The organism is Aneurinibacillus uraniidurans, assembly GCF_028471905.1.
Taxonomy (GTDB): domain Bacteria; phylum Bacillota; class Bacilli; order Aneurinibacillales; family Aneurinibacillaceae; genus Aneurinibacillus; species Aneurinibacillus uraniidurans.
Genome location: NZ_CP116902.1, coordinates 3,029,992 through 3,045,865, shown reverse-complemented (window position 1 = coordinate 3,045,865; position 15,874 = coordinate 3,029,992). Strand labels below are relative to the sequence as shown.

At 45.2% G+C, this 15,874-nt stretch carries 19 protein-coding genes and 1 riboswitch; of the genes, 15 read left to right on the top strand and 4 right to left on the bottom strand.

Annotated features, from left to right (window positions below):
• Positions 1-26: 26 nt before the first annotated feature.
• Positions 27-371: a hypothetical protein gene (locus PO771_RS15255; protein ID WP_272560533.1), complete on the bottom strand. Its 345-nt coding sequence runs from the start codon at positions 369-371 to the stop codon at positions 27-29.
• Positions 372-406: 35 nt separating this feature from the next.
• Positions 407-925: an acyl-CoA thioesterase gene (locus PO771_RS15250; protein WP_272560532.1), complete on the bottom strand. Its 519-nt coding sequence runs from the start codon at positions 923-925 to the stop codon at positions 407-409.
• 150 nt (positions 926-1,075) lie between these two features.
• Between PO771_RS15250 and PO771_RS15245 the strand changes: the two genes are divergently transcribed.
• Positions 1,076-1,465, top strand: a complete 390-nt coding sequence (locus PO771_RS15245; RefSeq protein ID WP_272560531.1) for a VOC family protein — start codon at positions 1,076-1,078, stop codon at positions 1,463-1,465.
• Between the two features lie 70 nt (positions 1,466-1,535).
• Here PO771_RS15245 and PO771_RS15240 read toward each other — a convergent pair whose 3' ends face one another.
• Positions 1,536-2,603: an HD-GYP domain-containing protein gene (locus PO771_RS15240; RefSeq protein ID WP_272560530.1), complete on the bottom strand. Its 1,068-nt coding sequence runs from the start codon at positions 2,601-2,603 to the stop codon at positions 1,536-1,538.
• A gap of 337 nt (positions 2,604-2,940) precedes the next feature.
• Between PO771_RS15240 and PO771_RS15235 the strand changes: the two genes are divergently transcribed.
• The 5 genes from PO771_RS15235 to PO771_RS15215 are packed head-to-tail and all read left to right on the top strand — an operon-like array spanning position 2,941 to position 5,700.
• A complete protein-coding gene (locus PO771_RS15235) occupies positions 2,941-3,240 on the top strand; it encodes an EthD family reductase (RefSeq protein WP_272560529.1) in 300 nt (99 codons plus the stop codon).
• Between the two features lie 38 nt (positions 3,241-3,278).
• Positions 3,279-3,671, top strand: a complete 393-nt coding sequence (locus PO771_RS15230; protein WP_272560528.1) for a PaaI family thioesterase — start codon at positions 3,279-3,281, stop codon at positions 3,669-3,671.
• A gap of 38 nt (positions 3,672-3,709) precedes the next feature.
• Entirely contained in the window at positions 3,710-4,483 is a 774-nt protein-coding gene (locus tag PO771_RS15225) for an enoyl-CoA hydratase-related protein (protein ID WP_272560527.1), read from the top strand.
• A 16-nt stretch (positions 4,484-4,499) separates the two neighbouring features.
• On the top strand, positions 4,500-5,279 hold the full coding sequence (locus PO771_RS15220) for an enoyl-CoA hydratase-related protein (RefSeq protein ID WP_272560526.1): 780 nt from the start codon (positions 4,500-4,502) through the stop codon (positions 5,277-5,279).
• A 16-nt stretch (positions 5,280-5,295) separates the two neighbouring features.
• The gene (locus PO771_RS15215) at positions 5,296-5,700 is read left to right on the top strand and encodes a thioesterase family protein (protein ID WP_272560525.1); all 405 of its coding nucleotides are present in this window, start codon (positions 5,296-5,298) and stop codon (positions 5,698-5,700) included.
• 46 nt (positions 5,701-5,746) lie between these two features.
• Here PO771_RS15215 and PO771_RS15210 read toward each other — a convergent pair whose 3' ends face one another.
• Positions 5,747-6,031: a hypothetical protein gene (locus tag PO771_RS15210; RefSeq protein ID WP_272560524.1), complete on the bottom strand. Its 285-nt coding sequence runs from the start codon at positions 6,029-6,031 to the stop codon at positions 5,747-5,749.
• A 192-nt stretch (positions 6,032-6,223) separates the two neighbouring features.
• Here PO771_RS15210 and paaX point away from each other — a divergent pair, with 192 nt between their 5' ends.
• The 9 genes from paaX (at position 6,224) to PO771_RS15165 (ending at position 15,869) form a co-directional block, all read left to right on the top strand.
• Positions 6,224-7,051 (top strand): phenylacetic acid degradation operon negative regulatory protein PaaX, encoded by an 828-nt coding sequence (paaX, locus tag PO771_RS15205; RefSeq protein WP_272560523.1) that lies wholly within the window; start codon positions 6,224-6,226, stop codon positions 7,049-7,051.
• A gap of 39 nt (positions 7,052-7,090) precedes the next feature.
• Positions 7,091-7,879, top strand: a complete 789-nt coding sequence (locus tag PO771_RS15200) for an enoyl-CoA hydratase-related protein (RefSeq protein ID WP_272560522.1) — start codon at positions 7,091-7,093, stop codon at positions 7,877-7,879.
• A 15-nt stretch (positions 7,880-7,894) separates the two neighbouring features.
• A complete protein-coding gene (locus PO771_RS15195) occupies positions 7,895-9,223 on the top strand; it encodes a phenylacetate--CoA ligase family protein (RefSeq protein WP_272560521.1) in 1,329 nt (442 codons plus the stop codon).
• Positions 9,224-9,397: 174 nt separating this feature from the next.
• A complete protein-coding gene (locus PO771_RS15190) occupies positions 9,398-10,162 on the top strand; it encodes a prolipoprotein diacylglyceryl transferase (RefSeq protein WP_272560520.1) in 765 nt (254 codons plus the stop codon).
• The gene (locus PO771_RS15185; RefSeq protein WP_272560519.1) at positions 10,152-11,564 is read left to right on the top strand and encodes a radical SAM protein; all 1,413 of its coding nucleotides are present in this window, start codon (positions 10,152-10,154) and stop codon (positions 11,562-11,564) included. Before PO771_RS15190 ends, PO771_RS15185 begins: the two co-directional genes overlap by 11 nt.
• Positions 11,565-11,578: 14 nt before the next feature.
• Positions 11,579-11,863, top strand: coding sequence for a hypothetical protein (locus tag PO771_RS15180; protein ID WP_272560518.1), 285 nt, complete (start codon positions 11,579-11,581; stop codon positions 11,861-11,863).
• 109 nt (positions 11,864-11,972) lie between these two features.
• Entirely contained in the window at positions 11,973-12,674 is a 702-nt protein-coding gene (gene fliD, locus PO771_RS15175; protein WP_272560517.1) for a flagellar filament capping protein FliD, read from the top strand.
• A 51-nt stretch (positions 12,675-12,725) separates the two neighbouring features.
• Entirely contained in the window at positions 12,726-14,702 is a 1,977-nt protein-coding gene (locus PO771_RS15170) for a methyl-accepting chemotaxis protein (RefSeq protein WP_272560516.1), read from the top strand.
• Positions 14,703-14,778: 76 nt separating this feature from the next.
• Positions 14,779-14,888: riboswitch (SAM riboswitch) on the top strand.
• A 147-nt stretch (positions 14,889-15,035) separates the two neighbouring features.
• A complete protein-coding gene (locus tag PO771_RS15165; RefSeq protein ID WP_272560515.1) occupies positions 15,036-15,869 on the top strand; it encodes a MetQ/NlpA family ABC transporter substrate-binding protein in 834 nt (277 codons plus the stop codon).
• Positions 15,870-15,874 lie beyond the last annotated feature (5 nt).

Sequence of the window (15,874 nt, the reverse complement as noted above, 5' to 3'; positions counted from 1 at the left end):
CTTGGGGCAGTCTCTCTTGACGGTCTTTATACTTGTTTAAATCGAACTGGCTGCAGCCCTTTGCGTTTGCGGTCATTGTTTGACCAGTTGCCATAGCCATACAGCGTAAACGCCTGAATTTTGTACAGCAGCGCGTACAGTTCATCGAATTCAAGTGCGTCATAATAGTACTCATAAAGGTTCTCTTTGCCAATCTGCTTGCCCCAGTAGCCATAATCATCAAGCATCCAACTTAACATCGCGAATGGATACGGCATCGTATCTTCCTGATAACGGTGGCACCAGTCTGTGAACAGTTCGAATGTAGGTTCGTCCATCATTGGACGGAAGGCATCAATATGGAAATCAAGAGTTGGGTGCATTGTACTCATTGTGTGTCTCCTATTCTATGAAATAAGAATGATCCCTAGTTCACGATACCAAACTCTGCGGCGAATACTTTGCTTTCGCTACGGCGTTCGCGGCGTGCGGAGGCGCGACGTGGGGCAGATTCATGCAGGGCGATTTCTTCTGGTGTTTCTGGTACGATGGGTGGTACCGAGATCGGTTTGCCAGCTTCATCAAGTGCTACGAATGTCAGAAACGAGGTAGCGCAGACGATTTTTTCACCGGTCAGCAAGTCTTCTGATACGATGCGGACGAAAATCTCCATAGACGTTTTGTGTGTCCAGGTAACGAATGATTCGAGACGCACCGCATAGCCTGCTTTAATCGGATGAAGGAAGTCGACGGAATCAGTCGATGCAGTTACAACTGGGTGACGAGCGTGTTTCGTTGCTGCAATTGTTGCTACATCATCAATGTAGGCCATCACTTCACCACCGAACATCGTACCATGGTGATTGGTATCAGGTGGTAGCACCATGCTTTCTTTTATTGTACGCGACTCGCGTACGTATTTGGCTTGTATTGTTTGTTGTGTCATGCTGTGATCCTCCTACGAAATAACAATACCTTTTGCCATTTTATCATACTGGCACGAATTTTGCTTGATAGAAAATGTATTCATCGACCCAGTACATGAAGATTGTATAGTAAGATGGTTACATACGATATGAAAGCGAGGATACATACGATGATTAGAAAAGCAGAACACGTAGCACTTGTCGTAGTAGATATGGACCGCTCTATTTCTTTTTATACAGAAATGTTTGGCTATCAAGTACGCGCACGTGGAGAGAATGCTGTACGAGAGATGGCTTTTCTGCTACATCCGAATCAACCAGGTTTTGAGATTGAACTGATTCGAGATCTTGCCTCAGGCAGTGAATACAGTACACAGAGCGTAGTAAACCATCTTGCATTTACAGTGGACAATATAGAAGAAGCGATGGCATATTACGGGGAACGAGGGATTATATTTACGACAGAAGAGCCGAAGCGGGCAATTGATGGGGGACGAACAATTTTCTTCCATGGACCGGATCAGGAACTTCTACAATTTGTTGAACCCGCCGGAAAATAATCGAATACAAATATAGAAAAAAGGCTCCGACTGTCTACATGCTTGGTAGACGATCGGAGCCTTTCTGTAATCAGTCGATTTCGATAATGGAAAGCATGCGTGCCTGACGCAAGTCTATATAGCCCGTTTCCGTTTTAATAAGCGGTCGTAACGGTTCATCCGGGTTTAAATAGACAATCGTTCCGCGTGTCTGGTCATTAAGGGTCACATTGTGGCCGATATAGCCGCCGACGATAAAGTGTACGAAAGGAAGAACAATGCGAGGATTCAGCTGGTTGGCGAAAGCGGCATTGGTTAATTCCTGAGCGGCTTGGTAAGGTGAAAGATGCGGGGAGCCGACTTGATCTGAACAGTATCGATCATACTCATTGGCAACAGCAACTACTTGTGCAGGGAATGGAATCTGATCTCCTCGCAGACCATTCGGATAACCGGAGCCATCCAAAAATTCGTGGTGGTATAGCGCTGCTTCCATAATTGTATCGTTCGCACCGGAGACTAGAGAGAGAATTTCATACCCGGATGATGTGTGAGAACGAAGCTGTTCTTCTTCTCTATCTGTTAGTTTTTGATAGTCTTTTTGAATAAGAATCGGGTTGAGTTTAAGTTTTCCGATGTCATGTAGCAGTCCACACTGACCGTATAACCAGATATCGTCTGGTGAGAGTCGAAGCAGACGGGCGATCACACCGCATAACAGGCTGACATTAAGACTGTGCCGATATGTGTAGTCATCGAAGCCGCGTACTTTATGCAGAGCTAGGAGCATGGATGTATTCTCAAGTGCCGATTCCAATAGATTGGAGTAACTGGCCAGATACGAGTGAAGAGAAACTGGGCGATTTTCTTCAATTTCTTCAAACATTCTTTTAATCTGATCCAGATTATTTACATAGGAGTTACCGAATGACTTATTATCTGATCCGGTAATATTTCGGATTTGCTGAATCAGGTCTCGCTTAATATGCTTTTCTTCATCGTCTACCATAATGCTGTCAATATCGTGGTTAAAAAGGAGTGTAATATCCGTACCGCGCAGCCGAGAGCCTTTCTCAAGCAATAGTGTGCCAGTATTTGAATAAATATCTTCTGCTAGAACGGCATCTTTTAGAAGATACGATAATTTTTTACGATTCACATCAAGTCCCCCCTGAAAAGCCTGTCTTTCTATCTAAATCGTATAGTAATCCATTGTAATTAGTTAGATCATATCGTAAGACTTGTGAGTATTTCAACTATCAATTGGATATTATGGAATAGCTAGGAATATGGCATTAGTTCGATTGATGAAAAGTAATTGTAAAGTAATGATAAAGCACTAGTAAGGTAGCAGAAGGTGTAAATGAATCATAGAAATTTTCTAAAAATATTGACGTTTGTTCTCATTTAATACTATACTTTAACTATTACTATACGATTTTTACACGCTGTACGTTTATTTTGTAATATTAATTCGTTTATACATGGAGGGACATATGGTTAAGCTAATTGCTATTTATAAGAAGCCAGAAGATACAGGAGCTTTTGATCAACATTATAATGAAGTGCATGCTCCGCTTGCAGCAAAAATGCCAGGTCTCATTAAACTCGAAGTAAATCGGATTTATGGTGGACCAATGGGAGACAGCAACCTTCATCTTATTGCCGAGATGTATTTCGAAACAAAGGAAGCGCTCACGGAAGCATTGAGTTCTCCAGAAGGACGGGCAGCAGGCAAAGATCTGATGGGATTTGCAGGGAAGTTGGTTTCGATGCACTTCGCAGAAGTTGAGTAATTCATCCTGATATTCACAGAATAGGAACGTGATTGCAGATGATATCTAATAACCGATTTAATCAGTATGTTGGCATTGTAATCGAGCATCAGGATGAAGATACATGCACGGCTGTGCTCGATATTCGACCGGAACACTACAATAGTATCGAAGGTGTGGTACACGGCGGTGTTACAAGTACGCTAGCTGATGTGGCTATGGGACATGCAGCAGCTCCTCATATCGATGGTGTGCAGCAGTGTGTCACCCTTGAGAGTAAAGTCAATTATCTTGCCCCTGCACGAGGGGATAAGTTGATTGCCCAATCCAAGGTGGTAAAGCGTGGGGGACGCACAATCGTTATGCAAGCGGAAGTACGAACAGGAGAAGGTGAACTTGTCGCCGTTGCTCTTGGCACGTATGCGCGAAAAACGAAAGCGATTACATCTTAAAAGCTACTCGTAATTGTTGAATAAGTAAGGAGATAGCTATGAACGATACATTCATTACTGTTTCAGTAGAAGAAAACGTTGGAATCATTGAGTTGAACCGACCATACGTATTGAATGCGCTTAACCTTCAGATGGTTGAGGAGATTGTCGCAGCACTTGAAGCGTTTGATCGAGATCAGGCGATACGGTGTATGGTGATCACAGGAAATGATCGAGCGTTCGCTGCCGGTGCAGATATTGAAGAGATGGCACACGATGGAGTCATCTCGATGCTCGTCAAGGACCAGTTTGCTGTGTGGGATCGAATTATGCTTGTGACAAAGCCGATTATTGCAGCGGTTAGCGGTTTTGTTCTCGGTGGTGGCTGTGAGCTGATGATGAGCTGTGATATGGTCATCGCATCTGAGACCACACGGATCGGACAGCCTGAGATTAAGCTTGGTGTTATGCCGGGTGCGGGTGGTACACAGCGCTTAACAAAAGCGGTTGGCAAGTTGAAAGCAATGGAGATGCTTTTGACAGGTGAGCCGATTACAGCACAGGAAGCTCTGCAGTATCGGCTTGTTAATCGGGTAGTTCCGGTTGAGCTATACCGGGTGGAAGCGCTCAAAACTGCTCGTCGCATCGCTACCATGCCTCCACTTGCGGTACGTCTGATCAAAAAATCTGTCGGCAAAGCAGTTGATACGACAACGATGGAAGGGCTTGAATATGAACGCAATTGCTTCTATCTTTTGTTTGCAAGTGAAGATAAGGCAGAAGGTATGAATGCGTTTATAGAAAAGCGGACACCGAATTTTACCGGAAAATAAGGAAGGGAGTGTCTCCATGTACGAAACAATTCAATACGAAGTGATCAATCATGTGGCAACGCTGACACTGAACCGCCCGGAACGATATAACGCGTTTACGAAGCAGATGCATAAGGAGATTATTACGGCGCTCAAGCAGGCAGAGAAGGATGCAGATGTACGGTGCGTGGTCATTACTGGCGCAGGTAAGGCGTTCAATGCCGGGCAAGATCTCGGAGAAGTACAGTCGGGTGAACCAGTAGAGTTCAGCGCACTGTTACGTGAGCGATACAATCCGATGGTTATGCAGATTCAAAATATGGGTAAGCCGGTAATTGCGGCTGTGAACGGTGCAGCAGCAGGAGCTGGAATGAGTCTGGCACTTGCTTGTGATCTCAGGTTGGCGGCAGACAATGCTGTGTTCAGTAATGCGTTCATCAATATTGGACTTGTGCCGGATTCCGGTGGATGCTATTTTCTCCCGCGTATCGTAGGCATCGGGCGTGCACTTGAATTGGCGCTTAGTGGGGATAAGCTTGATGCTACAGAAGCGCACCGGATTGGCATGGTCAATCAAGTATATCCAGCGGAGCAGTTTGCAGAACGCGTACGTGCATACGCCGAGCGTCTAGCTGTGCTGCCAACGAGAAGCATTGGTTTAATTAAAAAGGCGATGTATAAAAGCCTTCATATGACACTTGAAGAAGCGCTTGAGTATGAAGCATACTCGCAAGATATCGCAGGAAATACCGCTGATCATAAAGAAGGCGTACAGGCGTTTTTCGAGAAGCGCGTGCCAGTGTTCACGGGGAAATAACCGTGGGGGTGAGAGTATGAAGGAACTTACACCGGGTGTGACAGCGAATCTCGAGATTACAGTGACAGACGAGATGCGTCCCGCTTTTGATGGAGAAGTAGTCCATCAAGTCATGTCTACGGTAACGATGATTTATTATATGGAAAAAGCCGGCCGACATGTCATTTTGCCTTACCTCGAAGAGGGGGAAGAAGGAGCGGGTTATGATGTGTCGATTACGCATACGGGGCCCGCGATCGTAGGCGAGAAAGTGGTATTTACCGCAGTCTGTACACAGGTAACGGAACGTCGAGTTGTATGTGAAGTAACGGCTCGTACCTCACACGGAGTGATTGGACAGGGTACATTTACACAAGCGATTTTTCGCAAGGCTCGTATGGAGAAGAAGCTTCAGGAACTACGAGAAGCACTCGAATCATAGGCGTACCCGGCAAAAAAGCCGGAATCATCTGACTCCGGCTTTTTTGCTAGCTGTTATGGTTTTTGATACGAGATAGAAACAGTTTGATCTCACCTGCGGTAAAGAAATGTCCCTCTTCGTTTTCTTCTGGAAGTACAATAGCAGGTGATACAGATAGTAGAACGGCGTCATCCGGGCTATATAGCATAAGCTGAACAAGTTCACCATTCGTAAACTGCCAGGTAATGACTTCTGCATTTGTTGTATCCGAGCGCTGAATATTTATGATGTGTGCTTCATATGGATAAGGATTGGCTGTCGAATCTAATCCTTTTACCTTTGTTATATTCATTGAGATTCCTCCACCCTACTTTTGTATAACGCTTTATTATAAGTTCGTTTCTATAGCGCTATACTTTTCTTTTTTATAGTAATCAAATTCTGAACGAGCGTCAATATCGGTACGCATCAGCGGAAAAAAAGGGATGTGATGCGCTATAATAGACAAGCAAAATGTTTTACAGAAGGGTTGGAGGGAAACAAAGTGAAATCTCAGTCTATGTTGTTTACCATTTATGGTGAATATGTACGTCATTATGGTGGCGAGATATGGGTTGGAAGTCTGACGAAGCTGATGGGAGAATTCGGACTATCCGAGCCGGCCATCCGTGCTGCAATTTCACGCATGATGAAGCAGGGATGGATTGAATCGCGCAAGATCGGGAATCGGAGCTATTATCGTATGACATCGCGCGGCAAGAAGCGGTTAGATGAAGCTGCATTGCGTATTTATAAGGAGATGCCTGCGGAATGGGATGGCAACTGGAGTATTGTGAGCTATAACATTCCAGAAGAGAAACGACATTTACGCGATCAGCTGCGCAAAGAGTTATCGTGGATGGGATTTGGAATGCTGGCGAACAGCACATGGATTAGCCCGCACAATCTTGAAGAGCGGGTTAAAGATATGAACGAGGCATATGAGATTACATCGTATGTAGAGATTTTTCACGCACAGCATCTTGGTTGGAGCGACCCGGCTGGGCTGGTGAGCCGCTGCTGGAATCTGGATGAGATTAATGCTGCGTATGAAGCGTTCATTACAGAGTATCGTCCGAAATATGATGATATAAAAGAAAAATTACGTCAGCGTGAAGGTTTACAGGACAATGAATGTTTTGTAGAGAAGACGAAGCTTGTACATGAATATAGGAAATTTTTATTTATTGATCCAAGTTTGCCAGATGTACTGCTGCCGGATTTCTGGTTGGGGAAGGAAGCAGAAGAGCTATTCCGTGGCTATTATGATTTATTGCATCCGGGTGCTGTCCGATTCTTTCTGTCGTTTTTTGAAACAGCTCCCGTTGTATAGTTGACGCGATCATCATCGTACTAGAGAGGAGAATTTTTCATGGTAAAGACAGAAAATATTTTATTTGAGCAAAAAGGATATATTGGGATTATTACCTTGAATCGTCCAGAGAGCATGAATACGTTTAATTACGAAACGCTTAAGGAACTCGGTGAACTAGTAGAAAATATTGCGCAGCGTACGAAAGATATTCGTACGGTAATCATCACGGCAGCCGGCAGAGCATTTTCTGCCGGTGCTGATTTGAAAGAGCGCCGTACATTGAATGAACAGGAAGTGCGTCGTAATGTTGCGAAAATCCGTGATGTGTTTACAGCGGTTGAGCGTTTGCCGCAGCCGGTGATTGCAGCTATTAATGGGTATGCGTTTGGCGGAGGATTTGAGTTAGCGCTTGCTTGTGATTTCCGCTTTTCTGTAGCCGGAGCAGGCATGGGATTGACAGAAGTTAGCTTGGGCATTATTCCGGGAGCGGGCGGTACACAGCGCTTGACGCGTCTGATCGGCCCAGCGAAAGCGAAGGAGCTTGTGTTCACAGCTCGTAAAATTACGGCAGAGCAAGCGTATGAATATGGCATTCTCAACGGTGTGGCCGAGGACTGCGATGCAATGCTTGCGGCAGCTTTCGCATTGGCGGAAGAGATTGTTCAGAATGCGCCGCTTGCTGTGTATCAGGCTAAATACGCGATTAGCAAAGGCAGCAGTGTAGATTTGCAAACAGGTCTTGATATTGAAACGAAAGCATACGAGGTAATTATTCCGACGAAGGACCGGGTAGAGGCGCTGACAGCATTCAGTGAGAAAAGAAAACCGATATTTCTCGGCGAATAAAAGGGAGGCGTTCATGTGATTTTCAATGAAGCAATGGAGACGATGGGGCGTGAACAAAAGGAAGCGCTTCAACTTGAACGGTTGCAGCAAACGGTACGACATGCGTATGAGCGTGTATCGTTTCATAAGGAAGCGCTTGATCAAGCTGGAATTACACCGGATGACATTCAATCGCTTGAAGACTTGCAGCGTCTCCCATTCATGAAAAAAACGGACCTACGAGAGAATTATCCATTCAATTTGTTCGCGGTAGATATGTCAGACGTTGTACGGATCCACGGCTCTTCGGGTACGAAAGGCAAGCCAACAGTTGTTGGCTATACAAAGCAGGACATTGAGAACTGGGGCGAGATTGTCGCTCGTGCGATCTGTGCAGCAGGCGGAAGACCAGGGGATATTTTTCATAATGCGTACGGCTATGGCTTGTTTACGGGGGGCCTTGGTCTACACTATGGTATTGAGCATTTGCGTGCGGTTGCCGTTCCGGTATCAGGTGGGAATACGCCGCGTCAGATTACGTTGATTGAAGATTTTAAGCCGCGCGGCATTTCCGGAACACCGTCGTATGTGATGAACATTGCGGAAGAGATGGAGCGGATGGGAAAAGACCCGCGTGCGACTACAATTGAGTATGGAATCTTCGGAGCAGAGCCATGGTCGGAAGAGATGCGGATGCAGCTTGAAGAAAGACTGAATATTAAGGCGATTGATATTTATGGACTGAGTGAAGTACTAGGACCAGGTGTTTCGATTGAGTGCATTGAGGCACAGGATGGCCTGCATATCGCAGATGACCATTTTATTGCTGAGATTGTAGATCCAGAAACCGGTGAGGTGCTGCCATACGGTATGGAAGGAGAGCTCGTCTTTACTTCGTTGACGAAGGAAGCTTTTCCGGTCATTCGTTATCGGACTGGAGATATTGCGTCGCTGAATCCTGCTACCTGTAAATGCGGGCGGACGAGTTTGCGTATGTCACGCATTAAGGGCCGCGTAGACGATATGCTGATCATTCGTGGTGTGAACGTGTTCCCGACTGAGATCGAGGGCGTATTGTTCCAATTCCGTGAGCTTGCCCCGCATTATCAAGTCGTAATTGAAAGAGACGGTGCACTGGATCGCTTCGAGGTGCATGCTGAGATAACAAAGGAATACAAAGCAGTTGTCGGATCACTGGAAGAGAACGATACGATTGCTGACCTTGTACGCCGCATTGGCCATGAGATGAAAAATGCGCTTGGCGTATCGGTACTGCTGCGGATTCGTGAGCCGAACAGCATCATGCGTAGTGAAGGAAAAGCGGTACGAATTGTAGATAACCGGACAAAATCATTGATTGGTTAGCCAAAATAGAAAGCGTTTGCAAATCAATAGATAAAGAAGGGAGCCAGGCTGTTTATACTGCCTGGCTCCCTTCTTGTGTAAAAACACAGGTTGATCTCATAATTCCATATCCTTCCGGATTTTTATGTTATAAAATGGGATTGACTATGATTTTTGGATGAAATGAGGTGAATCATGACATTTCCGTATTATATCCATATTGGCTCTTGGACGTTTCACCCGCACTTTATCTTTGAATGTCTTGCTTATTTTATTGGATTTCGTATTTACCTGTACACGCGCAATAAAGAACGCATTCCTTATGACAAAGCCATCTGGGTTATGATTGGAGCCGCTACCGGAGCGGCATTTGGCTCTAAGGCGCTGTACTGGCTCGAACAGCCTACCCTTACTGTACAGCACATCACAGATGTGCACTATTTGCTCGCAGGCAAAACGATCGTCGGAGGTCTGCTTGGTGGATTGATCGGTGTTGAGTATATGAAAAAACGAATCGGATGGACACGGTCAACAGGTGATGATTTTGTGTTCCCGCTGCTGGTTGGAATGAGTATTGGACGGATCGGCTGTTTTTTGACTGGACTGTCTGACCATACGTATGGAATCGCCACTGACTGGAGTATTGGCGTGGATTTTGGAGACGGCATCATGCGGCACCCGACAAAATTGTATGAAATTGTCTTTTTATTTTGTCTTGGTCTTATATTGTGGGGAGTGAAACGGAATTACACGCTGTGGGAAGGAAGCGGGTTTCAGTTTTTTATGGTGGGCTACCTGCTGTTTCGCTTTGGCATCGACTTTATTAAGCCAACTCCTCATCCATATGGGGGATTCAATAACATTCAGATCGCAGCGCTGGCTGGTCTTCTTTATTACGGCCGCCTCATTGCACGCCATATAGTTCAAAGAAAAAGCGAGGTTATTCCATATGCCGAATAATAGACCGTATTTATTTTATGAGCTGACCAACAGTATCTGCTCCACCTGTTATACGAAAATCGAAGCGAAAATCATCATTGAAAACGATTGTGTTTATATGGTGAAGCGATGCTTCAAGCACGGCATGGAGAAAGTACTGATCTCTAACGATGCTGCTTATTACAAGCAGTGCCGGGAATTCAGTAAGCCATCCGAAATGCCGCTTGTGTGGAACACGCCGGTGAAGTATGGCTGTCCGTATGATTGCGGGCTTTGTCCTGACCATGAACAGCACAGCTGTCTGACGATTGTAGAAGTAACCGATGCATGCAATTTGCAGTGCCCAATTTGCTATGCGGAAGCGTCCCCTGCGCGTCAGACATGGCGTTCACTTGATGAGATCGAGTATATGCTGGATTGTGTTGTGCGGAATGAAGGGACACCCGATATTGTCCAGATTAGCGGTGGGGAACCGACGCTGCATCCGCAGTTTTTTGAGATTTTGGACCTTGCCAAAACAAAACCAATTCGTCATCTGATGGTTAACACGAACGGTATTCGCATTGCACAGGACCGGGAGTTTGTGCGTCGTCTTTCATCATATTTGCCAGGATTTGAGTTGTACTTGCAGTTTGATAGTTTTGAGAAAAATACGCTGATGGAGCTGCGCGGTGCGGACTTGCGAGATATTCGCAAGAAAGCAATTGAACACCTGAATGAGTTCAATATTTCGACGACACTTGTGGTGACGCTGAAAAAAGGACTCAATGATCACGAAGTAGGCGAGATTATTCAATACGGCTTGAAGCAGCGAGCAGTACGGGGCGTAACATTCCAGCCGATTCAGATTGCAGGTCGCCTCGAACAGTTCGACCCAGTACAGGACCGTCTGACACTTGGAGAAGTGCGCCGGATGATTATTGACCAGTCAGGTGTTTTTAACGAAGAAGATATTATTCCGGTTCCGTGTCACCCGGACTGCCTGGCGATGGGCTACGCGCTCAAGATGGGAGAGCAGGTAACGCCGCTGACCGGCATGATCGACCCAGAGATTTTGCTTGAAGGGGGACGGAATACGATTGTTTTTGAACAGGATGAAACACTGAAAGCAAAAGTGTTTCAGTTGTTCTCGCTTAATCATTCACCGGCGTCTTCGTTTTCGTCGCTCAAAGAATTATTGTGCTGTTTGCCGAAAGTGATGCTGCCGAAGTCGCTTGGATACGATCATGTATTTCGCGTGCTCATTATGCAGTTTCTTGATCCATATAATTTTGATGTGCGCTCTGTCAAAAAGTCGTGTGTGCATATCGTGCATCCGGACGGACGTATTATTCCGTTTGACACGTATAACATGTTCTATCGCGATGATAAAGAAGAGCAGCTGCAAGAGATGCGGGAGCAGATGGAAATTCAGCGGGGCTAGAAAGGAGAGGGATGATGGAAGAGTATCAAAATGAGGAGGATAAAGGGAGTGTGGCGCTTGGAATTTTTCTTGCAATTGGGCTGCACGTGAGCGTGGCAGGTGGTTCATCGATTTTACTGTTTGGTGGTATCCCCATTTTTGCGATTGGTCTTGTCCAACTGGTGTATATCATACCGGCAGCCCTTTATTTTAATACCAAAGGCAAAGTTCGAACGATGCAGGGTTTGTGGCTGGCGGCTGTTGTAACATTTTTGGTGAATGCTGCCTGTTATGGTTATTTTGTGGTTACTTTTGCGTAGCAAGCTGTCCATCTGGGCAGTTTTTTGCAGGAATAAAGTTAGATTGCATAGTGTGCATCGTGATCCACATGTTGTAAAATACTTCTATGGTAGGAGAGGAGTGATTGAAGTGATTTCGCAAATCCAGCACTATACAGAATGGTACAACAAGCCTGCTGCATGGCCGAAACCACAAACACGCCGGGTAGGAAGTACGATGCCTACGATATCCTTTCCGCCCCAGAGCAATTTGTCTGGTATCGTTCGCAGTGGAACAGCAGCGGCTGTGGAAGTACACCGCAGTATAGCAGAAGCGAGCAAAGCAGCGGAAGTGCTTCTTGAGTCGAATCTAGACGGTATATACAGTAAGCAGGATCATCGAGAAATCTATCAGGCCATTGGAGATTTTGCTGCTGCGTATAATGATATGCTGCGTACTGTACAGGATGAGAAAGACGGGCTGCCACAGCAGACTGTACACAACATGTCTCGCAGTCTATTATTCGATTCGGAAGTCCTACAGAACGTTGGAATTTCGGTTCAAGCAGACGGAGTACTTGAGATTGACTCGCAAAAACTTAACAAGGCTCTCACGAACGACGCTGTTCGTGTCCAATCAGTGATTAGTGGGAGTGGTGGAATTGCATCTACCATATCGGAACAGATTCAAGCAATAAAATATGTCCCCGCCTCTGGATTGCTACTATCTATACCTGCTATTTTTACTTCTTCTTTATTAAATCAACAACCATCTAGATACTACCACACAGTTTCCAACATGATGTATACACAAGCATTTACTAGCGGAACGATGCTCGATACGTACTTATAATCGTGGTAAGCATGCTTATCAATTAAAAGCATATAGAAGGGTTGGGATGCTATGAGAGAGGGAAAATCTTTTATTGTCAAAATTTTATTGATTATTTTGATTTTGACGGGGATGGCGCTTACCGTAATGGGGACGATCAATTATATTTCTGCCAAACAAATCATTCAGACCTCCTTACAGAATAATGCGAGTTCGCAAGTTCGCATTCATGCGACACAACTAGAAACGTGGTTAAACACACGCTTGTCCGAGATTATTGTAATGGCGAACACAGATCTTGTCCGAACTGGTACAACGGATCAAATTTTAGCCTATTTTGAGCGGGAAAAAGCACGTATGAATGGAACGTATGCATCCCTCAGTATAGGAGACACAAAGGGAAATCTTATTATTGATAAAAATCTAGTGATTCAGATTGGAAGCGAACCGACATTTCCAGATGTTATGGCAGGTAAGCCGATTGTCTCGAATCCATTTCCTGCTAAAGAGAATGGTAATTTGATTATTTCTTTCGAGGCACCTGTGCGGGATATGAATAATAACGTGAAAGGTCTGGTCAGTGGAGCGTCTCCGATCGGAGAAGTATTCCGGCAGGCTACGAATTTTAAAGTCGGACAATCTGATCAAGTATACGTGTTTCAGTCAGATGGCCTAGTTATTCATCATCCAGATAAAAACAAGATCCTAAAAGAAAATGTACTGAAGGATAGCACAGGACTCGCAGCTGAGATGCTTAAAACGAAAGAAGGAATGAAAGAGTTTACGAAAAATGGGCGCGATTATATGGTGTTTTATCATCAAGTGCCTGGAACAAGTTGGATGATGGCGCTTGAAGTGCCGTTAGATGAATTTATAAGCCCACTTACTTCGCTGCTTGTAAAAGTTGTAGTTTCAGGACTGGTTACGCTGTTGGCGATTGCACTCTTTGTATATATCTCCTTATTGCGCCCAGTGCGGAGAATTCGTGATATTGCATCGGTTGCAGAGCAGATTTCCTCCGGGGACCTGCGGGCAGAAGAGCTTCCAGTGGATACAGAAGATGAGATCGGTCACTTATCTCATGCTGTGAACGGTATGTTAGCAAACTTGCGTCACCTCATTCACCAGGTCAATCAGACAGCCAAGCAGGTTGCATCGTCTTCGCAGGAGCTGGCAGCAGGCGTAGCGCATGCCGGTAGTACATTGAATCAAATTACAGTGGCTACCCAGGAAGTGGCTGTTGGTGCCCAGCAAGAAATGGAGGGCATCACGAGGACAGCACAAACAATGGAATATATGACGAATGGTGCCAAGCAGATTGCTTCGTCATCTTCGGTTGTGACAGAAGCGGTACAGCGGACAGCTGTAGAAGCCGACAAAGGAAACCAAACCATTCAGCAGGCGGTACAGCAGATGAATACGATTGGTACATCGGTGGAAGAAGCAGCAGGTGTAGTGAGGTTACTTGGAGAACGTTCGCAGGAGATTGGTGGGATCATTGGCGTGATTACATCGATTGCTGAACAGACAAATTTGCTAGCGTTGAATGCGGCAATCGAGGCGGCACGAGCTGGTGAACAAGGCAAGGGATTCGCAGTGGTAGCAGATGAGGTACGTAAGCTGGCCGAGCAGTCCAAGCAGTCTGCTGATCAGATTGCCCAGGTGATTCAGGAGATTCAAGGAGAGACATTGCGAGCTGTACAATCGATGGATAAAGGAACGAAGGAAGTTGACACAGGGATCCGGGCCGTTGATGAAGCAGGGCTCATTTTTCAAAGTATCATGAATTCGGTAGAGTCTATTTCTGAGAAAAGTAGTCAGATTTCTGTCTCGTCTGAAGAAATGGCAGTCCGTTCTGAAAACATCCTGAGGTCTGGGCAGGAGATACTTGGTGTTTCGAAAAAGTCTGCCGAGAAATCGCGTGATGTAGCCGGGTATGCACAAGAACAAATTTCCTCCATTGATCAGATTGCTGCGGCTTCTGTAGCGTTAAGTCGAATGGCAGTTGAACTTGAGGAAGCGATGCAGCAATTTAAAACAGATAAATAACTTATAATTCCTAGTTGACTTTGTGGTTTAATGTGGTAGAATAACCATAACAGCAAGAAAATTAAATAGTTTCGGACTCTTATCCAGAGAGGCGGAGGGACTGGCCCTATGAAGCCTCGGCAACCTTGAACTATATGGTTCAAACGGTGCCAATTCCAGCAGCGTAATGACGCTGAGAGATAAGAGGTCCGGCGGAGCTTCTAAACGTCTGTCGTCGACCTCTTACTTTGGTAAGAGGTCGTTTTTATTTGCAAGGGGGGAATAGGCAAGCTAGGGAGATAACAGAATTATGATTTTGATGCATGTCATTTATAAAAAAAGGGGGACATACAGATGAAAGTAAAATCATTTATTTTAACATGGGTATTCGTTATTCTAGCAGGATTGCTTGCTGCATGCGGTGGTGGAGATAAGGCTGCTTCCTCTGGACAGACAGGAACAAAAGAAATCACGATTGGTGCAACAGCCGGTCCGTATAGTGATCAAATTAAAAAAGGGATTCAGCCGATTCTTGAGAAGAAAGGCTATACCGTAAAAGTAGTAGAGTTCAATGATTATGTGCAGCCGAATAATGCATTAGCAGAAGGATCGCTGAATGCGAACGTATTCCAGCATGTTGTGTATCTGAATAAATTTGCGAAGGATCATAATCTCCAAATTACGAATGTGCTGCAAGTTCCAACGGCACCGCTTGGCGTATATTCTAACAAGCACAAATCGCTTGATGAAGTACCAGCTGGCGCGACGGTAACGCTGCCAAATGACCCGACTAACCAGGCACGTGCACTTGGAATGCTGGAGAAGTTTGGCTGGATTAAACTAAAAGCAGGCATTGACCCGACAAAAGCATCAGAAAAAGACGTGACACAATACGTGAAAAATATTCAACTGAAGCCGCTTGAAGCTGCGCAGCTTCCGCGTTCTCTTGCTGATGCAGACTATGCATTCGTAAATGGTAACTTCGCCATTGCATCTGGACTTAAATTAACAGAAGCATTGCAATTAGAGCAGCTTCCGGAAAAATACATGAACATTGTAGCTGTAAAAACAGCAGACAAAGATATCCAAATTACAAAAGATATCATCGAAGCATACAAATCACCAGAATTTAAAGCGGTTGTAGAGAAGGATTTTCAAGGGTTCCAAAAACCTGAATATTTGAAATAATCGGT